Here is a 22,957-nt window from a genome sequence, read left to right as displayed (position 1 = left end):
GCGCGCGGGCATGCCCGGCAGAAGGAGGGCAGCACTGTGTGCGGCGTCCACCGGCCCATCCGCGAGGCCCGGACGTCTGGGCGTCCGGATCGGTCGAGCCGGACGCGCTGTCGGCAGGTCCTCGGACTAGCAGGGTGCGCATATGCGCACCGAATACACCGTTGCGGGACAGTTCCGGATTCGCACCGGATTTCCCTGCGGCGACAGCGAGCACGAGCATACATGTGGGGGCCGTCCGATGAGGCAGCCCCCACATGTTGTGTCGAGTCGGTTCAGTGGCTCAGGCCGTATAGGAGCAGCGAGAGGCCCGGAACGGGATGCCGGTCGTGTTCCGGTGAGCCTGCGGAGCCGAGCCGATGATAGATCCGGTGGGCGCCGGCCGTCGCCGACGGGTCTGATCGACAGGTCCGTGCGCGGACGTGTGCCGCAGCGGGCGGGGACGGCCGCGGGTCCGGCCGTGGGGAAACGGAACGGGCCGCCACGCCTCCCCGAGGGGGACGTGGCGGCCCGGAAACCACCCGTGGCGGATGCGGCCGTCAGACAGCGCCGCTGGGGGCGTCGCTGGGGGCTCCGCCGGGTGCGCCCACCGTGGCGGGCGGGAGCTTCACCAGGACATCGCGGTCGCCGACGTCGGCGGTGTAGTCGGCCGGTGAGGTCTCGTCGATGCCCACAGGGGCCTTCACCGCGTTCAGGACGAACGTCAGGACCACCGTCACGACCGCGTTCAGCACGAACGCCGTCAGGCCGATGTAGCCGATCTCGCCTATTCCGGGGATGTCCTTCGAGGATCCGCCGAAGTGCGCCTGGGTCGGGCTCGCGACCCCGTAAGCGGCGAGCGTCCCGTACACCATGCCGACCGCCCAGCCCGCGAGCAGCGCCCAGCGGTGGAACCACCGGGTGAACAGGCCGCCGACCAGCGCCGGGAACGTCTGCAGGATCCAGATCCCGCCGAGCAGCTGGAAGTTGATCGCGACCGTCTTGTCCATGGTGAGGACGAAGGCGAGCGCGCCGACCTTCACCAGCAGCGACACCAGCTTGGAGACCTTCGTCTCCTGGGCGGGGGTCGCGTCGGGCTTCAGGAAGTCCTTGTAGATGTTCCGGGTGAAGAGGTTCGCCGCGGCGATCGACATGATCGCGGCGGGCACCAGCGCGCCGATTCCGATGGCGGCGAACGCCACTCCCGCGAACCAGTCGGGGAACATGTTCTCGAACAGCTGCGGGATCGCCAGCTGCCCGTTGTCCACCTTGACCCCGGCGGCGATGGCCATGAAACCGAGCAGCGCCAGCAGGCCCAGCATCAGCGAGTACAACGGCAGGATCGTGGTGTTGCGCCGGATCACCTCACGGCTGCGCCCGGAGAGCGTCGCCGTGATCGAGTGGGGGTACATGAAGAGCGCGAGCGCCGAGCCGATGGCCAGCGTGGCGTACCCCCAGGTTCCCGAGGACCCCGGGGCGAGTCCCGCGACGGGTTTGTGGGCCGCTTCGTTGACGGCGGAGAACTTCACGCTCGCCGCGTGGAAGATGTCGTCGAAGCCGCCCAGCTTGATCGGGATGTAGATGATCGCCACGGCGATGACGAGGTAGATCAGCCCGTCCTTGACGAACGCGATCAGAGCGGGCGCCCGCAGGCCGGAGGAGTACGTGTACGCGGCGAGCACCGCGAACGCGATCAGCAGCGGCAGGTCCTTGACGAACCAGTTGGTGTTCTCGCCGCCGCCGACGCCCATCACGTCCAGCACCGCCTGGATGCCGACGAGCTGGAGGGCGATGTACGGCATCGTGGCGAGGATGCCGGTGACGGCGACCGCCAGCGACAGACCCTTGGAGCCGAAGCGCCCGCGGACGAAGTCCGAGGTGGTGACGTAGCCGTGCTTGTGCGAGACCGACCACAGCCGCGGCAGGAAGGTGAAGATCAGCGGGTACACGAGGATGGTGTACGGGACCGCGAAGAACCCGGCCGCTCCTGCCGCGTAGATCGCGGCGGGGACGGCGACGAAGGTGTACGCGGTGTAGAGGTCGCCGCCGAGCAGGAACCAGGTGACCCAGGTACCGAACGACCGTCCGCCCAGGCCCCATTCGTCGAGGCTGGCCTCGTTATCGGCCTTGCGCCAGCGCGCCGCCATGAAGCCGATGACCGTGACGGCCAGGAAGAAGAAGATGAAGACGCCGAGTGCGACGCCGTTCACGCCGTCCTTCATGCCGACGCACCCCCCTTGCGGGCGCGCTGGTCACGCTGCCACAGCTTGTACGCGGTCATCGTGAGAGCGGTGGAGATCAGCACCCAGGCCATCTGGTACCAGTAGAAGAACGGAATGCCTATGAAGGCGGGGTCGACCTTTGCGTACGAGCTCACCCAGAGCATGGCCACGAACGGCGCGACGAGGCAGAGGGCGATCACCGCTCTCGCGGGCGTGATCGCCGGCGGTTTCGTATCTGTTTCGTCTGGCATGTGGTGACTCCGTCCCCTCGCTGACCACCTGTTGTAATGCGCAGGAAATCTAGGCGAGGGTTCCGGCCACCGTCACCCCCTGTCCGCATTGCGGTCGTGCAACGGTGTGACGGATTCACACGGAGGGCCGCCGCCCCGGGGCCGACTCCTGACGCTCTGTCCGGTATGGGAGAGCGATTCGGTCGGGAGCCGGTCCGGGTGGAGTCAGTCGGTCGGCCGCTTCAGCCGGGCCACGAACTTGTACCGGTCGCCGCGGTACACCGAGCGCACCCATTCGACCGGTTCGCCGTGGCCGTCCAGGGAGTGGCGGGACAGCATGAGCATCGGCAGGCCCACGTCCGTGCCGAGCAGGCCGGCTTCGCGCGGGGTGGCGAGCGAGGTCTCGATGGTCTCCTCGGCCTCGGCCAGCCGCACGTCGTACACCTCGGCCAACGCCGTATAGAGAGAGGTGTACTTCACGAGCGACCGGCGCAGCGCGGGGAAGCGCTTGGCCGAGAGGTGGGTGGTCTCGATGGCCATCGGTTCGCCGCTGGCCAGCCGGAGCCGCTCGATCCGCAGCACCCGGCCGCCGGCGGTGATGTCGAGCAGCCCGGCGAGGCTCTGGTCGGCCGTGACGTACCCGATGTCGAGCAGCTGGGAGGTCGGCTCCAGCCCCTGGGCGCGCATGTCCTCGGTGTACGAGGTCAGCTGCAGGGCCTGGGAGACCTTCGGCTTGGCGACGAACGTGCCCTTGCCCTGGATGCGTTCCAGCCGGCCTTCGACGACCAGTTCCTGGAGCGCCTGGCGGACGGTGGTGCGCGAGGTGTCGAACTCGGCGGCCAGGGTCCGCTCCGGCGGCACCGGGGTGCCGGGCGGCATGGTGTCCGTCATGTCGAGGAGGTGGCGCTTGAGCCGGTAGTACTTCGGCACGCGCGCGGTGCGAACGCCGGCGCCCGCGGCCGTTCCGTTCTCCGTGCTGCCCCCGTTGGCGGCCATGGCCCTCCTCCCCGACTGTTGCGTTCCTGCCGTCACCGGCTCCTCCGTCCGTAGCGGCTCACATGGTGGCACGGTCCGGTCACGGCTCGTCGCCCTCCCTCAGGTGTCGGTCCTATAACGGACGCGAGTGCACTTCTTATACACCCTTGACACCCCTAAAGGTCTAGGCCAAGCTCCGGGTACTGGTCTAAACCATTAAAGACCAGGTCCCAGCCCCACGGGCAGTACCCGTCGCATGCAATTGTGCGACGGACGGCGTTCTCGGGTGGTGGGGGGAATCTCTTGCATCCCTGAGGAGGGTGTCGTGAAGCGCGGACTCATCGCGGCCATTGGCGTCGTGGCTCTGTTGGCCGGTGCCACTGCCTGTGGCTCGGACGACAAGACCGACAGCAGCAGCAAGAAGACCGGCCCCGACAGCTACAAGGGTCAGACGCTGACCGTCTGGGCCATGGACGGCTCGACGCCTCCCGGCTGGACCAAGGACCTGACCGCCGCCTTCAAGAAGAAGACCGGCGCCACCCTGAAGTTCCAGACCCAGAAGTGGGACGGCATTCAGCAGAAGATCACGACGGCCCTCTCCGAGTCGACCCCGCCGGACGTCCTCGAGGTCGGCAACACCCAGACCCCGGCGTACGCGGCCACCGGCGGCCTCTCCGACCTGAGTGACCTCAAGTCCGAGATCGGCGGCGACTGGGTCGAGGCCCTCAACCAGTCCTCGGTCTTCGACGGCAAGCAGTACGCCGCCCCGTGGTACTTCGCCAACCGCGTCGTCATCTACAACAAGAAGGTCTGGGCCGACGCCGGCATCAAGGACACCCCGAAGACGCGGGACGAGTTCTTCAAGGACCTCGACGCCATCAAGAAGAAGGGCAAGGCCGAGCCGCTCTACATGCCCGGCCAGAACTGGTACTTCTTCGACGGCCTGACCATCGGCCAGGGCGCGGACCTCGTGAAGAAGGAAGGCGACAAGTACGTCTCCAACCTCTCGGACCCCAAGGTCACCGCGGCCATGGAGCTCTACAAGAAGTACCAGGCCTACTCCAAGGCCCCCAAGGACAAGGACGAGGCCACCCCGCAGCAGGCCGAGGTCTTCGCCAAGGGCAACGTCGGTGCCTTCATCGGCATGGGCTGGGAGGCCGGTACGGCCATCGCCGCCAACAAGAAGATCGAGGGCGACATCGGCTACTTCACCATCCCGGGTGAGACCGCCGACAAGCCCGAGGGCGTCTTCCTCGGTGGCTCGAACTTCGCGGTCGCCGCGGGCAGCAAGAAGCAGGACCTCGCCAAGGAGTTCCTGAAGCTCGCCCTGTCCGACCAGTTCGAGGGCCAGCTGGCCAAGGAGAACGGCGTCATCCCGAACAAGGAGTCGCTCAACTCCAACCTGACCGGCAACGGCGCCGCCGAGGCCGCCGCCCCGGCCGCCGCCGCCGGTGGCACCACCCCGCTCATCCCCGAGTGGGCCGCCGTCGAGAACGCGCCGAACCCGATCAAGAGCTACATGACCGCGGTTCTGAACGGCAAGTCCCCGGCCGACGCCGCCAAGGCGGCCGAGGCGGAGATCAACAAGCGTCTCTCGCAGACGAGCTGACCGCACGCGCCGGGGGGCGGGCGACGACCGCCCCCCGGCGCTCCCGCGTGACTCGACCGTACGGCCCAAGAAGAGATGGCGAGCATGTCAGTGCAGACCGAACAAGTGGACTCGGTCCCGGCAGCCGGCGTCCGCAAGGATGACGCCCCTCCTGCCGGCCCTGCCGCATCGAGCAAGAAGCGGACCGGCGGCTCCGCCCCCTATCTGCTCCTCCTGCCCGCACTGCTCGTCACGGCGGTGCTCCTGGGCTACCCGCTGGTCAAGAACGGCATGCTGTCGTTCCAGAACCTCAACCCGCGTCAGCTGATCCTCCATCTGACCGAGTGGAACGGCTTCGACAACTACCAGGAAGTCCTCGGCGGTTCGGATTTCTGGAAGGTCGTCGAGCGGTCGATCGTCTTCACCGCCGCCAACGTCGTCCTGATCATGGTGCTCGGCCTGCTGGTCGGCCTGCTGCTCGCGCGGCTGGGCAAGAAGATGCGCCTGGTACTCATGCTGGGCCTCGTGCTCGCCTGGGCCATGCCGATGATCGCGGCGACCACGGTCTACCAGTGGCTGTTCGCCCAGCGGTTCGGTGTCGTCAACTATGTGCTCGACAGTCTCGGCTGGCACTCGATGGCCGACTACAACTGGCTGAGCAGCCAGTTCTCCACCTTCTCACTGGTCACCCTGGTGATCGTCTGGCAGTCCATACCGTTCGTGGCGATCAACCTGTACGCCGCGTCGACGACGATCCCCAAGGAGCTGTACGAAGCCGCCTCGCTCGACGGTGCCGGAACCTGGAAGAGCTTCACCTCGGTGACGTTCCCGTTCCTCAAGCCGTTCCTGGTGGCCACGACCTTCCTTGAGATCATCTGGGTCTTCAAGTCGTTCGCGCAGCTCTTCGCGATCAACGAAGGCGGTCCCGACCGGCTCACCGAGACGCTGCCCGTCTACGCGTTCGTCGAAGGCGTCGGCAACCAGCACTTCGGCATGGGCGCGGCCATCTCGTTCCTGACGATCATCGTCCTGCTGGTCCTCACCGGCTACTACCTGCGCACCGTACTCAAGCAAGAGGAGGACGAGCTGTGAGGCGCTCACTGTTCGGCCGGATCTGGCCCAACCTGACGGCTGTCGTCCTCTTCGTGGGTTTCGCCTTCCCCGTCTACTGGATGTTCAGCACGGCCTTCAAGCCGACCGGCGACATCATCACCGACACCCCGGTGTGGTTCCCGACGGACATCACGTTCGAGCACTTCAGGAAGGCCGTCGCGGCGGACCATTTCTGGACCCTCGTCGGCAACTCGTTCACGGTGACGATCGTCTCCGTGGCCGCCTCGCTGGTGATCGCACTGCTGGCGTCGTTCGCGATGGCGCGCATGCGCTTCAAGGGACGCCGCGGCATCCTGCTGACATTCATGATCGCGCAGATGGCACCGTGGGAAGTCATGGTCATCGCGATCTACATGCTGGTGCGCGATGCGGACATGCTGAACAGCCTGGTCCCGCTGACCCTCTTCTACATGATGATGGTCCTGCCCTTCACCGTCCTGACGCTGCGCGGCTACGTCGCCGCGGTGCCCAAGGAGCTGGAGGAGTCCGCCATGGTCGACGGCTGCACCCGTCCGCAGGCGTTCATGAAGGTGATCCTGCCGCTGCTCGGTCCCGGCCTGATGGCGACGTCGCTCTTCGGTTTCGTCACCGCCTGGAACGAGTTCCCGCTGGTCCTCATCCTCAACAAGGACATCGAGTCCCAGACCCTGCCGCTCTGGCTCTCCCAGTTCCAGACCGCGTTCGGTGACGACTGGGGAGCGACCATGGCCGCCTCCTCGCTCTTCGCCATCCCGATCCTGGTCCTCTTCATCTACTTGCAGCGCAAGGCCGTCAGCGGTCTTACCGACGGCGCCGTGAAGGGATAACGCCGCGTCATGACCACGCTCACCTCCACCACGGACACTGTCACGCGCGACGCCCTCGCCGTACTGCAGCCCGGGTTCAGCGGCACCACCGCGCCGGACTGGCTGCTGCGCCGGGTCGGCGAAGGACTGTCCTCCGTCGGCCTGTTCGGCCGCAACATCGAGACGCCGGAGCAACTCGCCGCGCTCACCGCCCAGCTCCGGGCCGAGCGGGACGACGTACTCGTCGCGATCGACGAGGAGGGCGGTGACGTCACCCGGCTGGAGGTGCGTCACGGCTCGTCCTTCCCCGGCAACCTGGCGCTCGGCGCCGTGGACGACCTGGAACTGACCCGTTCGGTCGCGCAGGAGCTCGGCCGCCGGCTCGCCGAGTGCGGCGTCAACCTCAACTGGGCGCCGTCCGCCGACGTCAACTCGAATCCGGACAACCCCGTCATCGGGGTCCGGTCCTTCGGTGCCGACCCGCACCTCGTCGCCCGGCACACCGCCGCGTACGTCGAGGGCCTCCAGGCCGCCGGGGTCGCGGCCTGCACCAAGCACTTCCCGGGGCACGGCGACACCGCGGTCGACTCGCACCACGCGCTGCCGCGCATCGACGTCGGCCTCGACACGCTGTACGCCCGTGAACTGGTGCCTTTCCGGGCGGCGATCGCGGCGGGTTCCAAATCGGTGATGAGCGCGCATATTCTGCTTCCCGCGCTCGACCCCGACCGCCCGGCGACGCTGAGCCCGCAGATCCTCACCGGTCTGCTGCGCGAGGAGCTGGGCTACGACGGACTGATCGTGACCGACGGCATGGAGATGCAGGCGATCTCCTCGACGTACGGGATCGAGCGTGGATCGGTCCTCGCGATCGCCGCGGGCGCCGACGCGATCTGTGTCGGCGGCGGGCTGGACGACGAGGACACCGTGCTGCGGCTGCGCGACGCGCTGGTCGCGGCGGTACGGACCGGCGAACTTCCCGAGGAGCGGCTGGCCGACGCGGCGGCACGCGTGCGTGCTCTGGCGTCCTGGACGCAGCGGGCCCGGGGGGCTGTCCCGGAGCCGGGCGCGGCAGCGCAGGAGGGGACCGCGCCCGGCACCGGCGTCGCTTCCGACATCGGCCTGGTCGCCGCCCGCCGCGCGGTACGGGTGACCGGAACCGGCGAACCGCTGACCGGGCCGGCGTACGTCGCCGCGTTCACCCCGGTCGCGAACATCGCGGTCGGTGACGACACCCCGTGGGGCATCGCGGCCGAACTGGCCCGGATCCTGCCCGGCACCGGCACCGACACGTACAACGACGGGACCGAGGCTCCCGCCGCGGCCGTCCTGAGCGCGGCGGGGGACCGCCGTGTCGTCGCCGTGGTCCGCGACGCGCACCGCCACACCTGGATGACGGACGCCCTGGACACCCTGATCGCCGAGCGCCCCGACACGGTGGTCGTCGAGATGGGCGTTCCCCAGGCGCCCCCGAGGGGTGCCCTGTACGTCACCACTCAGGGCGCGGCCCGGGTCTGCGGCAGGGCGGCGGCCGAGGCCGTCACGGGAACCGGCCCCGCGCCGGTCCCGCCGGCCGGCTGACGACGGGCACGACACCGCCCCCCCGGCCCGGACGCACGGGCGGGCGTGACGGACATGCGAAAGGGCCGGGACACACCACACGGTGTCCCGGCCCTTTCCGCGTCCGGCGGTCAGATCCCCTGCCACTCCGGCTTCGCCGCGTACGTCGCCCGGAAGTAGTCGGCCAGCTTCAGCTTCGACGCCGCGGCCTCGTCCACCACCACCGTCGCGTGCGGATGCAGCTGGAGCGCCGACGCCGGTACGAACGACGCCACCGGTCCCTCGACCGTCTGCGCCACCGCCTCGGCCTTGCCCTCGCCGGTCGCCAGCAGGATCGGGTGGCGGGACTCCAGGATCGTGCCGATGCCCTGCGTGATGACGTGGTGCGGCACCTGGGTGATGTCGTCGTCGAAGAAGCGCGCGTTGTCGACCCGGGTCTGCTCGGTCAGCGTCTTGATCCGGGTGCGGGACGCGAGCGAGGAGCACGGCTCGTTGAAGCCGATGTGTCCGTCGGTGCCGATGCCGAGCAGCTGCAGGTCGACCCCGCCGGCCGCGGTGAGCGCCCTGTCGTACGCCTCGCAGGCCGCCTGGACGTCCTCGGCGGAGCCGTCGGGGCCCATGAAGGACGCCTCGGAGAGGCCGAGCGGTTCGACCACCTCGCGCAGCACCACCGAGCGGTACGACTCGGGGTGGCCCGCGGGCAGGCCGACGTACTCGTCGAGCTGGCAGATGCGCGCACGCGAGGCGTCCACCTCGCCGGAGCGCACCTTGGCCGCCAGCGCCTGGTAGATGGGCAGCGGGGTCGAGCCGGTGGCAACGCCGAGCAGGGCGTCGGGCTTGCGGCTGAGCAGGGCGCCGATGGCCCCCGCGATGAGTTCGCCGCCTGCCTTGGCGTCCGGGACGATGACAACTTCCACGCGGGGCCTGCCGATCTGAGGAGTCCAGTATGTGGTATAGACCAATCGAGGTCCAATCTAGCAGAGCCTGACTGCGCGGCGGTGACGCCCGGGTGCCGTCCGGGCGTCGTCCGGCCGCGGCCCGCTGGCGGTGTTCCGGCTCCCCGTGCTGGACTTGGGCGAACGGCGCGCCGGGCGCACCGAGACACCGCTGGGAGGCCCCCCGACATGTCCGCCACGTCTTCGGCCGGCGAGAGCGAGCGTCCGGGCCGGATCATGTCCGGCGAGATGGCCGAACAGCCCGGCGTGCTGCGCCGCATCCTCGACCGGGGCGCGCCCCTGATCCGTGCGGTGGCCGCCGAGATCGCGGAGCGGAGACCGCGCTTCGTCCTCCTCGCCGCCCGCGGCACGTCGGACAACGCCGCGCTCTACGCGAAGTACCTGCTGGAGATCCGGCTCGGACTGCCCTGCGGACTGGCCTCGATGTCGACCACCACCGCCTACGGCGCGAAGCCGGACCTCCGGGACGTCCTCGTGATCACCGTCAGCCAGTCCGGCGGCTCGCCCGACCTGGTCGCCTCCACCCGAGCGGCCCGCGAGGCCGGCGCCGTCACCCTGGCCGTCACCAACAACCCGGACTCGCCGCTCGCCGCCGTCTCCGAGTACCACATCGACATCCTGGCGGGCCCGGAGAAGGCTCTCCCGGCCACGAAGACGTACACCGCCTCCCTGCTGTCCCTCTACCTCTTCGTCGAGGGCCTGCGCGGCGGTGACGGGGCCGCCGCCGCGATCCTGCCGGAACTGGCGGAGGCGGTCCTGGCCCGCAGGGGCGAGATCAAGGATCTGGCGGCGCGCTACCGCTTCGCCGAGCGCATGGTGATCACCTCGCGGGGCTACGGCTATCCGACGGCCAAGGAGGCCGCCCTGAAGCTGATGGAGACGAGCTACGTCCCCGCCCTCTCCTACTCCGGCGCCGATCTCCTCCACGGCCCGCTCGCCATGGTCGACAACATCTCCCCGGTGATCGCCGTCGTCACCGACGGCCGGGGCGGCGAGGCGCTCCAGCCGGTCCTCGACCGGCTGCGCGGCCGAGGCGCGGACCTCTTCGTGGTCGGCCCGAAGGCCCAGGTGGAGGCGGCGTCGGCGGGCTTCGTGCTGCCGACGGCCGGGGTCGCCGAAGAGGTCCAGCCGGTCCTGGAGATCCTGCCGCTGCAGATGCTGGCGTACGAGGTGACGATCGCCCGCGGTCAGGACCCGGACGCCCCCCGCGCGCTGGCCAAGGTCACCGAGACCCACTGACCCGGACCCGCAAGTGGTGCGTGAGCAGGCCGGGGGCCGTGAAAACAGCGGTGGTCCGTGAGAACACCCGCGGGCCGCGGCGCCGGGACGGGACCCTCAGCCCGTCCGGCACCGCAGCCCGGAGTTGCTCGGCCGGCGGTGTGCGGTGCCCCCGGCCGGGGAGGTACCGGCGCAGTCAGGGCAGAGAGCGCGGGTACCTCGATCCGCTCTCCTGTGCGGGGAGAGCGGAAGCCCTTACTACAGCATTGTGGACTAGACCATTCACCCCTGTCCATCCATCGGGGCACGTCAATTTCCGGCCCTTGCCCCTTGCACGTACGGGCGGCTCCTCCGGTTCGGAACCATCGTGTGTCCACGGGTACGCTCGCACACGTGCCCTCCATGAACGACCTCGTCCGCCAGCACACAGCCCTCAGCGACACCGACCTCGAGTGGCTGCATCTGCTGGTCTCGGAGTGGCAGCTGCTCTCCGACCTGTCCTTCGCCGACCTCGTCCTGTGGGTCCCCACCCGGGACGGGACGCGGTACGTGTCCGTCGCCCAGATGCGGCCCAACACCGGTCCCACCTCCTACCAGGACGACATGGTCGGCCATCTGGTGCCGCGTGGCCGCCGGCCGCTGCTGGATGCGGCGCTCGACGAGGGCCGCATCGTGCGCGAGGGCGATCCGGAGTGGCGCGAGGAGGTGCCGGTACGGGTCGAGTCGATCCCCGTACGCCGTGAGGGCCGGGTCCTGGGCGTCATCGCCCGCAACACGAACCTGCTGACCGTCCGCACTCCGTCGCGGCTCGAGCTCACCTACCTGCAGTCGGCCTCCGACCTGGCCCAGATGATCGCCGCGGGTTCCTTCCCGTTCCCGGGCCAGCAGGTCGACATGGATGCGTCGCCGCGCGTCGGCGACGGCCTGATCAGGCTCGACGCCGACGGCGTCGTCCAGTACGCCAGCCCCAACGGGCTCTCCGCGTACCACCGTCTCGGCCTCGCCTCCGACCTCGTCGGCCACCACCTCGGCCGGACCACCGCCGAACTCGCCCCCTCCCGGGGACCGGTGGACGAGGCCCTGGTCAAACTGGCCAGCGGTTACGCCCCCCGCGAGTTCGAGGTCGAGTGCGCGGGCGGTGTGATCCAGCTCCGGGCGATCCCGCTCAAGCCCAAGGGGGTCCGTATCGGCTCCCTGGTCCTCCTCCGTGACGTCACCGAACTGCGCCGCCGAGAGCGTGAGTTGATCACGAAGGACGCCACCATCCGGGAGATCCACCACCGGGTGAAGAACAATCTCCAGACCGTGGCTGCCCTGTTGCGCCTGCAGGCCCGCCGGATGGACTCCGAGCAGGGCCGCGAGGCTCTCAACGAGGCGGTACGCCGGGTCGGTTCGATCGCCATCGTCCATGAGACGCTGTCCCAGAATCTGGACGAGCGGGTGGAGTTCGACGAGATCGCCGACCGGGTCATCGCGATGGTGGCCGAGATCTCCCCGGGGCGGGTCACCTGCCGCCGCACCGGACGCTTCGGCATCCTCGACGCGGAAGTGGCCACACCGCTGGCGATGGTCCTCACCGAGGTGCTGCAGAACGCCCTTGAGCACGCGTTCACCGTCGGCCAGACCGGCACGGTCGAGGTCTCGGCGGTACGCGGCGGTTCATCGGCCGAGGCGCGGTTGCTGATCACCGTCCAGGACGACGGGTGCGGTCTGCCCGAGGGGTTCGATCCACAGCGCGCCGGCAACCTGGGGCTGCAGATCGTACGGACTCTGGTGGAGGGCGAACTGAGCGGATCGTTCGGCATGGTCCCGGCGCCCGGACGCGGCACCCAGGTGGTCCTCGACATCCCGGTCCGCGCGGAGAAGTGACCGGGTGCCGCTGCCGGGACAGATGAAACGGGACACATGAAAGCAGTGGACCCGGACCGTCTGTCACGGTCCGGGTCCACTGCTTCAAGCATGCGCTTCGGGGGTACTGCGCGCTGCGACTCGGGGGGCGGGTTCGTGCGTACGCTCTGTACGCGCCGCCTGGCTGAGGCTCGTAGCGGTGGCGTCGGTCAGGCGCTGGCGTTACGCGCCCGGTTGCGAGCGGCACGGCGCTTCATCGCGCGGCGCTCGTCCTCGCTGAGGCCACCCCAGACACCCGAGTCCTGGCCGGACTCGAGCGCCCACTGCAGGCACTGCTCCATGACGGGGCAGCGACGGCAGACGGCCTTGGCTTCCTCGATCTGCAGCAGCGCAGGACCGGTGTTGCCGATGGGGAAGAACAGCTCGGGGTCTTCCTCACGACAAACGGCGTTGTGACGCCAGTCCATGGCTGCTACCTCTCCTTGGTATTACAAACTGTTGCTTGTGAATGTGAACGCTTTCACGAATCCCCCCGCGAGTGACGGGCCGACGCCCAGATGAACTGGTTGTGGTCCTGTGCAGGTGAGGAGGGGTTCTGGCTCTCAGTGGAGGCCGTTGTTGCGGGCCGTCCCGATCGCCATGTAGAGATTCGCAAACCTCGGCGGCGGATACAACCCCTTCCGGAAACTTTTTTTTGATTCCTCGGTGTCGGCTAGGTCACAGCCGTACTTCCATGGGGTGGAGGCGCGTCCAAACGTTCGAGTTAAAGGAGTTTGGACTCTTCCACTCACACAATCACACGCAGTGCACGGCGTACGCCTGTGAACGTCACACTGGTACGCAGCCCCAGGTGGTCACCGTCCATCTGGAAGGGCAGTGGCGCCTTTGAATGCAAGGTGAAGTCCGTGAGGTCATGGAGTGAAACGGCGTGCTTGCCGTGTGGACCCTTCTCGGGACTCGAGGTGAGCAACTGGGTGCCGTACCTCGCGACCGCCGGGGTGGAGAGGCGCTTCAGGCCGAGGACGTCCAGGGCGGTGTCGAACGAGGCCTTCGGGGACGCGTACATCGGGCGATTCCCCAGGTAGGTCCAGGGGGCCGTGTTCGAGATTATGGAGAGCGCGAGGTCGGTGACCGGCTCCTGGCCGGGGACGTCCAGCGTGATCACTCCGTGCCGCCGGTGCGGTTCCGTCAGGAATTGCCGGACCACCTGTCGCACATAGAGCGCATGTGTGGACCGCATTCCGAGCTCGCGCTTCTGTTCGACCCGGCCGACCACGCCGGCATCGAACCCCAGTCCGGCGCAGAACGTGAACCAGCGCGACGGCACCGACTCGTCCTCGGTGCCGGGCGTACCGGCCGCGAGGCCGAGGCCCACCGTGCGTCCGCTCCCGTTCGCGAGCGCGTCCAGGATGGCGCCGGTCGCCTCCACCGCGTCGTTGGGCAGGCCCAGGGCGCGCGCGAACACATTGGTGGAGCCGCCCGGGACGACGGCCAGGCTGGGCAGGCTGTCGACGCCGGGACCGTTGTGCAGCAGGCCGTTCACGACCTCGTTGACCGTGCCGTCGCCGCCGAGGGCCACGACCAGGTCGATGTCGTCGGAGTCGGCGGCCCGCCGCCCCAGGTCCCGGGCGTGACCGCGGTACTCGGTGGTCACGGCCTCCAGCTTCATCTCGCTGGCGAGCGCATGGATGAGCACGTCACGGGTCCGCGCACTGGTGGTGGTAGCAGCTGGATTGACCACAAGGAGTGCGCGCATGACCGCCAGACTACCTACCGGGTGGTATCGGTCTGAAGCCCTGACCCATGGCCTTCACGCTCGGTGACGAAGCGGCCGCGATGGGCTCGGACGCGGCGCCGCGGTCCGCACCCCGGCTTCGCTTTCGCCGGGCGGGGATGTCAATCTGCAAGGGTGAGTACTCAGCAGAACGAGCCGTCCTCGTCGCCCTCGGCCGAGCCGGCGAAGCCCGCCAGGATCGCCCTCGTGGCCGCTCTCAGCGCCCTGGAGGGCGCGGCGCTCGTCATCGGCGGCGTCTACATGCTGGTCATGGGACTGCTCGGCCGGCCGGACAGCCCGCAGCAGGCGGAGATGGGGGGCCTGACCCTGATCGCGCTGGGTCTGATCCCGCTGATCGCCGCCCGCGGGCTGTTGCTGCGGCGCAACTGGAGCCGCGGCCCGGCGCTCATCATGCAGATCATGGCGCTGCCGGTGGCCTGGACGCTGCTGCAGTCCCACGGTGTGCTGATCCCGGCCGGGATCGTCCTCGCCGCGGTCGCGCTCACCGCGCTCTTCCAGCTGGGCAGGCCGGTCACCAGGGAGGCACTCGGCATCCGGGGTCCGGGGGCGGCACCCGACGCGTGACGCGTGGCGGGAGAGCGCATGCGCCACGGCCCGCCGGATCCGGCGGCGTGCGACAGGGCCGCCCGGACACACCGCGGGTCGGCGCACCCTTCCCGCGGCATGCCCCTCCCGTGGCCCGCTGAGCGCCGTTCCGGCCGCTCCCGTACTCCTCCGCGGACCGCTCGGCTACTCCTCGACGAGCAGGCGCTCACGCAGCTGTGCCAGCGTGCGGGCCAGCAGGCGCGAGACGTGCATCTGTGAGATGCCGACCTCCTGCGCGATCTGCGACTGGGTCATGTTGCCGAAGAACCGGAGCAGCAGGATGCGCTTCTCCCGGGGCGGCAGGCCCTCCAGCAGCGGCTTGAGCGATTCCCGGTACTCGACGCCCTCCAGCGCCTCGTCCTCGGAGCCCAGGGTGTCCGCGACCGCGGGGGACTCGTCGTCCGTGTCCGGCACGTCCAGTGAGAGCGTGCTGTAGGCGTTGGCCGACTCCAGGCCCTCCAGGACCTCTTCCTCCGAGATGCCCAGCCGCTCCGCCAGCTCGTGCACCGTCGGCGACCGGCCGTGCTGCTGGGAGAGCTCGGCGGTGGCCGTCGTGAGCGAGAGCCGCAGCTCCTGCAGCCGGCGCGGCACCCGGACCGCCCAGCCCTTGTCGCGGAAGTGGCGCTTGATCTCGCCCACGACGGTCGGAGTGGCATAGGTGGAGAACTCGACGCCGCGGTCCGGGTCGAACCGGTCCACCGACTTGATCAGGCCGATCGTGGCGACCTGGGTCAGATCGTCCAGCGGCTCGCCGCGGTTGCGGAACCGGCGGGCCAGATGTTCCACGAGGGGCAGATGCATCCGCACCAGCCGGTTGCGCAGCTCGGCCTTCTCCGGCGAGCCGTCGGGGAGCGCCCGCAGCTCGTAGAAGAGCGCCCGCGCTCCGCTGCGGTCATGTGGATCGTGGTGCCTGTGCTCGCTCATCTGGCCTGCCCGCTCCGCCTGCGACTGCTCCACCGCGACCGTACGGACCACCGGCCCGTCCGCCCCGTCCACCGGATGGGGCAGGGCATGCTGCTCAGGGATGCCTGCTGGTTGCACCACCCCTGGTCGGATCGTCTCGTCCCGCACAGGACCGTCCCCGTTCCCGTTGCTCACGCCGGCCCGGGTCCCGCGCCGCGCTGTTTGTACAGGCTGATGCTGACCGTACGGTCGTCGGCGACCGTGGAGTCGACCTTGCCGGCCAGTGCGGAGAGCACCGTCCAGGCGAAGGTGTCGCGTTCCGGGGCCCGGCCGTCCGTCGTCGGGGCGGCCACCGTCACCTCAAGGGAATCGTCGACGAGCCGGAAGACGCAGCTGAGGACGGAACCCGGCACGGCCTGCTGAAGCAGGATCGCGCAGGCCTCGTCGACCGCGATGCGAAGATCCTCGATCTCGTCGAGAGTGAAGTCCAAGCGCGCTGCGAGACCGGCCGTGGCCGTACGCAGCACCGACAGGTAGGCACCCGCAGCGGGCAGTCGGACTTCCACGAAGTCCTGATTCCCGGGCTCGCCTGCGATCTGGGACACCCTCACCTCCAAGGTGGCACAAACTCATTCGAGGTTCCGGGAAGGGTGCCCCGGAGCCATGCGGTACGTCTTCGGTTCTTGGTCCGGCGACGCTATCGCGATTCATGATGCCGTGTCGCCGGGACCCCGTCCCCTGACTGTCACTCATGGTAGGTCCACGAGTACGCACAGTGGCTAGGGGTCTGCGGCGGTCAATTACGAACAACCGGTGCCGGTTTGACGTACCCAGACGTCAGACGATCGAACCGTCCTCGAAGCACCAGCGCCAGCTCTCGCCCACTTCGAAGCTCCTCATGACCGGATGGCCGGTCTCCTTGAAGTGTCCCGTGGCGTGCTGCAGGGGTGACGAATCGCAGCAGCCGACGTGACCGCAGGCGAGGCAGAGCCGCAGTTGCACGGGGTGGGTACCCGCGGCAAGACATTCGAGACATGTGTCGCTCAGCGGGGTGGGCTCGGGGCGCGGCAGTTCTGGAACGTGCAGGCACTCACTCATGATTGTCAGGTTACGACGGATGCGAGGACCTTGAGATGGACGCGTTGCCGCTGGTGGCACTGGTGGCGGCCAGTGCCGCGATCGCGGGTGCGGCCCGCCGCACCCCCGTGCCCGCGCCGCTGCTGCTGGTCGCCGTGGGGCTGCTCGCCTCCTACCTGCCCGGCGTGCCGGAGTACACCCTGGACGCGCACACCGTGCTGCCGCTGCTGCTGCCTCCGTTGCTCTACACCGCCGCGGTCGACAGCTCGTACCTTGATCTGCGCGCCAACATGAGGCCGATCGCCCTGCTGTCCGTCGGTTACGTCCTGTTCGCGACCTTCGCGGTCGGCTGGCTGGCCTACCGGATGGTGCCGGACCTGCCGCTGACCGCGGCGCTGGTGCTCGGCGCGGTCGTCGCCCCGCCGGACGCGGTCACGGCCGCCGCGATCGCCCGCCGGGTCGGCCTGCCCGCCCGGGTCACGACGATCCTGCAGGGCGAGTCCCTGGTGAACGACGCCACCGCGATCACCGCCTACAAGGTGGTGCTCGCCGCCGCGGTCGGCGAGGGCGTCAGCTGGGGCGCCGGGATCGGCGAGTTCCTCGTGGCGGCGGTCGGCGGCGTCGGGGTGGGCCTGGTGCTGATGGTGCCGCTGCACTGGCTCCGTACGCACCTCAAGGAAGCCCTGCTGCAGAACACCCTGTCGCTGCTGATCCCCTTCGTGGCGTACGCGGCGGCGGAACGGGTGCACGCCTCCGGGGTGCTCGCCGTGGTCGTCGTCGCGCTCTACCTGGGCCACCGGGCCTGGCAGGTCGACTTCGCGACCCGGCTCCAGGAGGCGGCCGTGTGGAAGATGGTCGCGTTCATCCTGGAGTCGGCGGTCTTCGCGCTCATCGGACTGCAGCTGCCCTTCGTGCTGAAGGGGCTCGGCACGTACGCCGTCGCGGACGCCCTCTGGTACGCGGTGGCCGTCTTCCTGGCCGTCGTCGTGGTCCGCTTCATCTGGGTCTACCCCTCGACGTACCTGCCGCGCTGGCTGTCGAAACGGATCAGGGAGCGTGAGCCCGAGACCGACTGGACCGCGCCCCTGATCGTCGGCTGGGCCGGGATGCGCGGCGTCGTCTCGCTCGCCATCGCCTTCTCCATCCCCTTGGTGACGACCGCAGGGGATGCCTTCCCGGCCCGCAACCTGGTGCTCTTCCTGACCTTCACCACGGTCATCGGCACGCTGGTCATCCAGGGCCTCACCCTGCCGCTCCTGGTGCGCGTGCTCAGACTCCCCGGACGCGACGCGCAGGCCGAGACCCTCGCCGAGGCGCAGGCCCAGAGCGAGGCGTCCACGGCCGCCGAGGCGCGCCTGGAGGAACTGCTCGGCGACCCGCGCAACTGTCTGCCCGGGCCGCTCACCGACCGGCTGCGCACCGTCCTGGAGCGTCGCCGCAACTCCGTGTGGGAGCGGCTCGGCGCGGCCAACCCGATGACCGGCGAGTCGGCCGACGACACCTACCGGCGGCTGGCCCGCGAGATGATCGAGGCCGAGCGCACCGTCTTCGTACGGCTCCGGGACGAGCGGCGGATCGACGACGAGATGCTGCGCGCCCTGCTGCGGCGGCTGGACCTGGAGGAGGCGGCCGCTTACCGGGAGGAGTCCGAAGCCCCCCAGGGCTGACCGGTGACGACGGCCACGACCGTGCTGCCCGGGGCGAACGCGCCCTCCTCGGCGAGCGTGGTCAGCCCGTACAACAGTTTGGCGACATAGAGCCGTTCCACCGGCAGCCCGTGCAGGTCCTCGAAGCCGTCGGCGAAGGCGTGCAGTTGCGGTGTCGTGCGCGCGTAGCCGCCGAAGGCGAAACGCTCGTCCAGGGACCAGGCTCCGGCCGGCCCGCCGAACGCCTCGCGCTGCAGGTCCCGTACCGCGTCCCCCAGGAAGCCGCCGCGCAGCACCGGGACGCCGAGTGCGCGCTGCCCCGGTGCGAGGCCGGCGGCGAGACCGGCGAGGGTGCCTCCGGTGCCGCAGGCCACCGCGACCACATCGGCCCGCCCGCGCAGTTCCCGCCCGAGCGCGGTGCAGCCCTGTGCGGCCGCGGCGTTGCTGCCGCCCTCCGGGACGACGACGCAGTCCCCGTAGCGGCTCAACAGCCCGGCCAGGGTCGCCGGATCGGTCTTCGTCCGGTACGTCGCACGGTCCATGAAATGCAGGCGCATGCCGTCCGCGGCGCACTGCGCCAGCGATTGGTTGAGCGGGCGTCCGGCCAGCTCGTCGCCGCGCACCACGCCGACGGTGGGGAAGCCCAGCAGCCGGCCCGCGGCGGCGGTGGCCCGCAGATGGTTGGAGTAGGCGCCGCCGAAGGTCAGCACGGTGCGCCCGTCGGCGGCCGCCAGGTTGGGGGCGAGTTTGCGCCATTTGTTGCCCGGCAGATCCGGATGGATCAGATCGTCGCGCTTGAGCAGCAGCCGTACGCCGTGCCGGGCGAAACGCTCGTCCTCGGCCGGTTGCAGGGGTGACGGGAGCACCGGCTGCAGCGGGGAGAGGGCGAGCGGGTCGGAGGGCATGCGCCCATTGTCGCCCGGCGTCCCCGGGCGGGGGAGCGCGGGCTACTTCAGGCGGTCGTGGATCCGGGCGCGCATGGCGTCCATCGTGAAGCCGCGCGGGTCGATCTTGCCCGGCTGCCACTCCTTGTGGCCGATGACGGACCGGGAGGTCCAGTCGTGATGGCGGCAGATCGCGGCGGCGGCCTTCTCGATGGCTTCCAGCTGCACCTCGGGCCAGGGGTCCTTGCCGTCGCCGAGGTTCTCGCACTCGAAACCGTAGAAGTGCCTGTTTCCGTCGGTGTTCGCCTCGTTGTCCGACGGCAGGCGCTTCTCGGCGACGACGGCGCGCAGGACGTCCTCGTCGCCCAGCCCGGCGTGGTTGGTGCGGCCGTAGCCGACCAGGTGGACCCGGCCGTCCTTGGCGATCACGCCGTGGCAGAGCGGGCCGGGCAGCTCCGGGTAGCCGTCACGGCAGATGCGGACGGTGGCCTCGGTGCCCCGGGTCACCGTGTGATGGATCATCACGCCGTTGACGGGGCCCCAGGGGCCCTTGTGGTTGCGGTTGTGCGTGCGCCAGTCGCCGACCTGGACGACGGTGAGCCCTTCGTGCGTCAGGGCTTCGAGGAAGGTGCTCGCGGACATGGGTGAGGACATGGCCGACTCCTTTTGTGCGTGAGGGAGCTAGTCCGTACAGCGCTTCTACCGGAACGCCGGGCTCCGGGCCATTCGCGAGCCCGGTGTTCGGGCGGTGTGCGAGCCGATCCGGTCAATGTGCGGGCACCCGGCGCAGGTCAGTCCTGGGCGAGCCACAGATCGGGGCCGAAGACCTCGTAATGGATGTCGGCGGCCTGGACGCCCCTGGCCGGCAGCTGGGTGCGCACGCTCCGCACGAAGGGCAGCGGACCGCAGAGGTACGCGTGGGTGCCCGGCCGGACGGGGACGCCGCCGAGGGCGACCCGGGCCGGTGCGGTCGGTAGACCTCGTCCCGGGCGGCCGCGACCTCCGGGGTGACCGCGTCGCCCAGCACCTCCGCGATGGCGGCGAGGAGATGGGTGTGCACCACCTCGTACTGCGCGACGGTCACGCCGAGCGAGGCGTGCTTGTCGGCGATGCGGCCGAGCATCACGTCGGGGCGGGTGCCCGGGTGCCCGGGTGCTCGACCAGCTGGGTCGCGAAGTCGGCGATGGACCCGGCGAGGGCCTGCCGCTGGGCGCCGGACGCCTGATTGCCGCGGTTGGCCGCGGTTGAAGAGATTGCGCAGCAGCTCGGGGTGGACCGGACGGGTCAGCCGGTGTCCGGGCGGCCCCTGCTGATGCCGATCAGCAGGGGGCCGGTGGGCGAGGTGACGAGCTCGGCCACGGTGACCGGGTCGAGCGAGGCGTAGAAGGCCTCCTGGGCCCGGTGCAGCGCGCTGCGCAGCAGGCAGGCCGAGCGCAGCGGGCAGGGGGTGCCGCCCTCGCACTCGACGACGTCGCCCGGTCCCTCGAGCTCGCGGACGAGCCCGCCGATCGATGCGGACCGGCCCGCCGTGGTGAGGGTGAGACCGCCGCCGCGGCCGCGCCGCGCCTCGACGAGGCCGAGGTGCTGGAGCCGGGCGACCACCTTCGCGGTGTGGGTGTACGGCACCTGCATGGTCGCCGCCACCTCCCGGGTGGTCGGTGCGTCCTCGTCCTCCACGACGGCGAGGCGCATCAGTACGCGCAGCGCCACGTCGGTGAATCTCGTCAGCCGCATGGCGGCCAGGGTAGGTAACTTGCATATCGGATGCAAATTATTCGCACCCGTGGACATCGCAGAGCGTCGTGCCCAACCCAAAGCCCGATTAGTCACACTCTTTTGTGTAATGGCGTGCCGAGTCATCACGCTGAAAGGCTTCTTCACGCAGGTCAGCCGATGATCGAGAGGACGTCAGATGTCCGTTGGTGAAGAGGTTCAGAACGCGCAGGTCCCGCCGCAGCAGAGTCTGGGCACGGCGGCCGCGCGGAACCTCGCGACGACCACCAAGTCCGCTCCGCAGATGCAGGAGATCACCTCGCGGTGGCTGCTGCGCATGCTCCCCTGGGTGCAGGTGCAGGGCGGTACGTACCGGGTGAACCGCAGGCTGAGCTATTCGGTCGGCGACGGCCGGGTGACCTTCGTGCAGACCGGTGACCGGGTCACGGTGATCCCCGCGGAGCTCGGTGAACTGCCCGCCCTCCGGGACTTCGCGGACGAGGAGGTGCTTGCCGAGCTGGCCCGTCGGTGCGAGCAGCGCGAGATCGCGGCGGGGCAGGTGATCGCCGCCTCGGGGGAGGCGGCGGACCGGGTCTATCTGCTGGCGCACGGCAAGGTCGAGAAGGTCGGCACCGGTCCCTACGGTGACGAGACGGTGCTCGGGGTGCACGCCGACGGCGCGTACTTCGGCGACCACTCCCTGATCGAGGGCGACGCCGTCTGGGAGTACACGGCCCGCGCCGTCACCACGTGCACGGTGCTGACGCTGCGGCGGGCGGACGTGCTCAACCTCGCGGAGCGGGCGGACTCGCTCCGCACCCATCTCGCCGCGCTGCTGAGCATCCCGCAGCAGCGCACCAACAAGTACGGCGAGGCGGAGATCGACCTCTCCGCGGGCCATGTCGGCGAGGCCGTCGTCCCGCACACGTTCGTCGACTACGAATCGGCTCCGCGCGAGTACGAGCTGAGCGTCGCCCAGACCGTACTGAAGGTCCACAGCCGGGTCGCCGACCTCTACAACCAGCCGATGAACCAGACCGAGCAGCAGTTGCGGCTCACGGTCGAGGCGCTCCGCGAGCGCCAGGAGCACGAGCTGATCAACAACCGCGAGTTCGGGCTGCTCAACAACTGCGACTACGAGCAGCGGCTCCAGCCCCACGACGGCGTACCCAGCCCCGACGACATGGACGAACTGCTCTCACGACGCCGGGGATCGAAGCTCTTCCTGGCGCATCCGAGGGCCATCGCCGCCTTCGGCCGGGAGTGCAACAGGCGCGGACTGGTGCCGGAGAGCCTGGACATCGGCGGTCACCAGGTGCCTGCCTGGCGCGGGGTGCCGATCTTCCCGTCCAACAAGATCCCGGTCACCGAGGCCCGCACCACATCGATCATCTGCATGCGAACGGGCGAGGCCGAGCAGGGCGTGATCGGGCTCCAGCAGACAGGGATCCCGGACGAGATCGAGCCGAGCCTGTCGGTCCGCTTCATGGGCATCGACGAGCAGGCGATCATCTCGTACCTGGTCACGGCCTACTACTCGGCGGCCGTACTGGTGCCGGACGCCCTCGGTGTCCTGGAGAACGTGGAGGTCAGCCGCTGGCGTTGACGCTCAGGGGGCCCGGACCCGCGGTGTCCGGGCCCCGCACCGGCCCCGGCCGGGCGCCGCTGTCCCCGGTGTCTCCGGGCGCGCGCCCGCGGAGGGCACGCCGCCGGGGACGCCCCGTGGCATCCACCCACCACCGCACCACCCACGCCCCCCGGCCCGGGCTTCCCCCCGGTCCGGGGTGTCCTAGGGCGTGTTTCGAAAGTCCCGCCTGCTCGGCGACGTCTCGCACGCACGCTCGCCGCGTTGTCGGGATCCCCCCGATACATCCAGTATCGGG

At 69.7% G+C, this 22,957-nt stretch carries 21 protein-coding genes, 1 pseudogene and 1 riboswitch; of the genes and pseudogenes, 9 read left to right on the top strand and 13 right to left on the bottom strand.

The window, feature by feature from the left end:
• Positions 1–94 precede the first annotated feature (94 nt).
• Positions 95–233, bottom strand: a riboswitch (cobalamin riboswitch).
• A 303-nt stretch (positions 234–536) separates the two neighbouring features.
• From mctP to ACFVXE_RS34935, 3 genes are all read right to left on the bottom strand, one after another.
• Positions 537–2,198, bottom strand: a complete 1,662-nt coding sequence (mctP, locus tag ACFVXE_RS34945; RefSeq protein WP_389677320.1) for a monocarboxylate uptake permease MctP — start codon at positions 2,196–2,198, stop codon at positions 537–539.
• Positions 2,195–2,449, bottom strand: coding sequence for a DUF3311 domain-containing protein (locus tag ACFVXE_RS34940; RefSeq protein WP_389677318.1), 255 nt, complete (start codon positions 2,447–2,449; stop codon positions 2,195–2,197). The genes mctP and ACFVXE_RS34940 overlap by 4 nt, the downstream gene beginning before the upstream one ends.
• Positions 2,450–2,653: 204 nt before the next feature.
• Positions 2,654–3,424, bottom strand: a complete 771-nt coding sequence (locus tag ACFVXE_RS34935) for a GntR family transcriptional regulator (protein ID WP_389677316.1) — start codon at positions 3,422–3,424, stop codon at positions 2,654–2,656.
• A 304-nt stretch (positions 3,425–3,728) separates the two neighbouring features.
• Between ACFVXE_RS34935 and ACFVXE_RS34930 the strand changes: the two genes are divergently transcribed.
• The 4 genes from ACFVXE_RS34930 (at position 3,729) to ACFVXE_RS34915 (ending at position 8,470) form a co-directional block, all read left to right on the top strand.
• Entirely contained in the window at positions 3,729–5,012 is a 1,284-nt protein-coding gene (locus ACFVXE_RS34930) for an extracellular solute-binding protein (RefSeq protein ID WP_389677314.1), read from the top strand.
• Between the two features lie 84 nt (positions 5,013–5,096).
• Positions 5,097–6,083: a carbohydrate ABC transporter permease gene (locus tag ACFVXE_RS34925; protein ID WP_389677313.1), complete on the top strand. Its 987-nt coding sequence runs from the start codon at positions 5,097–5,099 to the stop codon at positions 6,081–6,083.
• Complete coding sequence (locus tag ACFVXE_RS34920; protein ID WP_389677311.1) at positions 6,080–6,910, top strand: carbohydrate ABC transporter permease; 831 nt, start codon at positions 6,080–6,082, stop codon at positions 6,908–6,910. Before ACFVXE_RS34925 ends, ACFVXE_RS34920 begins: the two co-directional genes overlap by 4 nt.
• Positions 6,911–6,919: 9 nt before the next feature.
• Positions 6,920–8,470, top strand: a complete 1,551-nt coding sequence (locus ACFVXE_RS34915) for a glycoside hydrolase family 3 protein (protein WP_389677309.1) — start codon at positions 6,920–6,922, stop codon at positions 8,468–8,470.
• Positions 8,471–8,580: 110 nt separating this feature from the next.
• Here ACFVXE_RS34915 and nagB read toward each other — a convergent pair whose 3' ends face one another.
• Positions 8,581–9,366, bottom strand: a complete 786-nt coding sequence (gene nagB, locus ACFVXE_RS34910; protein ID WP_389677307.1) for a glucosamine-6-phosphate deaminase — start codon at positions 9,364–9,366, stop codon at positions 8,581–8,583.
• Between the two features lie 207 nt (positions 9,367–9,573).
• Here nagB and ACFVXE_RS34905 point away from each other — a divergent pair, with 207 nt between their 5' ends.
• Both ACFVXE_RS34905 and ACFVXE_RS34900 read left to right on the top strand, forming a co-directional pair.
• A complete protein-coding gene (locus ACFVXE_RS34905) occupies positions 9,574–10,644 on the top strand; it encodes an SIS domain-containing protein (RefSeq protein WP_389677305.1) in 1,071 nt (356 codons plus the stop codon).
• A gap of 381 nt (positions 10,645–11,025) precedes the next feature.
• A complete protein-coding gene (locus ACFVXE_RS34900) occupies positions 11,026–12,492 on the top strand; it encodes a sensor histidine kinase (RefSeq protein ID WP_389677334.1) in 1,467 nt (488 codons plus the stop codon).
• A 188-nt stretch (positions 12,493–12,680) separates the two neighbouring features.
• Here ACFVXE_RS34900 and ACFVXE_RS34895 read toward each other — a convergent pair whose 3' ends face one another.
• Positions 12,681–12,938: a WhiB family transcriptional regulator gene (locus ACFVXE_RS34895; RefSeq protein WP_003953983.1), complete on the bottom strand. Its 258-nt coding sequence runs from the start codon at positions 12,936–12,938 to the stop codon at positions 12,681–12,683.
• A 320-nt stretch (positions 12,939–13,258) separates the two neighbouring features.
• Entirely contained in the window at positions 13,259–14,227 is a 969-nt protein-coding gene (locus tag ACFVXE_RS34890) for a diacylglycerol/lipid kinase family protein (protein ID WP_389677304.1), read from the bottom strand.
• Positions 14,228–14,452: 225 nt separating this feature from the next.
• Here ACFVXE_RS34890 and ACFVXE_RS34885 point away from each other — a divergent pair, with 225 nt between their 5' ends.
• Positions 14,453–14,830 carry a hypothetical protein gene (locus ACFVXE_RS34885; protein ID WP_389677333.1) on the top strand — a complete coding sequence of 126 codons (378 nt, stop codon included), beginning with the start codon at positions 14,453–14,455 and terminating at the stop codon, positions 14,828–14,830.
• Positions 14,831–14,995: 165 nt separating this feature from the next.
• Here the strand turns inward: ACFVXE_RS34885 and ACFVXE_RS34880 are convergent, their stop codons facing one another.
• From ACFVXE_RS34880 to ACFVXE_RS34870, 3 genes are all read right to left on the bottom strand, one after another.
• Positions 14,996–15,922: an RNA polymerase sigma factor SigF gene (locus tag ACFVXE_RS34880; protein ID WP_389677331.1), complete on the bottom strand. Its 927-nt coding sequence runs from the start codon at positions 15,920–15,922 to the stop codon at positions 14,996–14,998.
• Between the two features lie 23 nt (positions 15,923–15,945).
• Positions 15,946–16,359 (bottom strand): anti-sigma regulatory factor, encoded by a 414-nt coding sequence (locus ACFVXE_RS34875; RefSeq protein ID WP_030915678.1) that lies wholly within the window; start codon positions 16,357–16,359, stop codon positions 15,946–15,948.
• Positions 16,360–16,591: 232 nt separating this feature from the next.
• Positions 16,592–16,852, bottom strand: coding sequence for a UBP-type zinc finger domain-containing protein (locus ACFVXE_RS34870; RefSeq protein WP_389677302.1), 261 nt, complete (start codon positions 16,850–16,852; stop codon positions 16,592–16,594).
• 35 nt (positions 16,853–16,887) lie between these two features.
• Here ACFVXE_RS34870 and ACFVXE_RS34865 point away from each other — a divergent pair, with 35 nt between their 5' ends.
• Positions 16,888–18,498, top strand: coding sequence for a Na+/H+ antiporter (locus ACFVXE_RS34865; protein WP_389677300.1), 1,611 nt, complete (start codon positions 16,888–16,890; stop codon positions 18,496–18,498).
• Here ACFVXE_RS34865 and ACFVXE_RS34860 read toward each other — a convergent pair.
• From ACFVXE_RS34860 to ACFVXE_RS34845, 4 genes and pseudogenes are all read right to left on the bottom strand, one after another.
• Positions 18,465–19,382 (bottom strand): 1-aminocyclopropane-1-carboxylate deaminase/D-cysteine desulfhydrase, encoded by a 918-nt coding sequence (locus ACFVXE_RS34860; RefSeq protein ID WP_389677299.1) that lies wholly within the window; start codon positions 19,380–19,382, stop codon positions 18,465–18,467. The two genes, ACFVXE_RS34865 and ACFVXE_RS34860, sit on opposite strands and share 34 nt — an antisense overlap.
• A gap of 42 nt (positions 19,383–19,424) precedes the next feature.
• Positions 19,425–20,015: an N-acetylmuramoyl-L-alanine amidase gene (locus ACFVXE_RS34855; RefSeq protein WP_389677297.1), complete on the bottom strand. Its 591-nt coding sequence runs from the start codon at positions 20,013–20,015 to the stop codon at positions 19,425–19,427.
• Between the two features lie 319 nt (positions 20,016–20,334).
• Positions 20,335–20,634, bottom strand: a pseudogene (locus tag ACFVXE_RS34850) (globin domain-containing protein); the annotation flags it as partial.
• Between the two features lie 11 nt (positions 20,635–20,645).
• The gene (locus ACFVXE_RS34845) at positions 20,646–21,095 is read right to left on the bottom strand and encodes an RrF2 family transcriptional regulator (RefSeq protein WP_389677296.1); all 450 of its coding nucleotides are present in this window, start codon (positions 21,093–21,095) and stop codon (positions 20,646–20,648) included.
• A 178-nt stretch (positions 21,096–21,273) separates the two neighbouring features.
• Here ACFVXE_RS34845 and ACFVXE_RS34840 point away from each other — a divergent pair, with 178 nt between their 5' ends.
• The gene (locus ACFVXE_RS34840; RefSeq protein WP_389677294.1) at positions 21,274–22,680 is read left to right on the top strand and encodes a family 2B encapsulin nanocompartment shell protein; all 1,407 of its coding nucleotides are present in this window, start codon (positions 21,274–21,276) and stop codon (positions 22,678–22,680) included.
• Positions 22,681–22,957 lie beyond the last annotated feature (277 nt).

It is taken from the genome of Streptomyces sp. NPDC058231 (assembly GCF_042882275.1).
Lineage (GTDB): Bacteria > Actinomycetota > Actinomycetes > Streptomycetales > Streptomycetaceae > Streptomyces.
The sequence above is the reverse complement of the archived record's forward strand: the minus strand, read 5'-3'. Positions and strand labels throughout refer to the sequence as shown.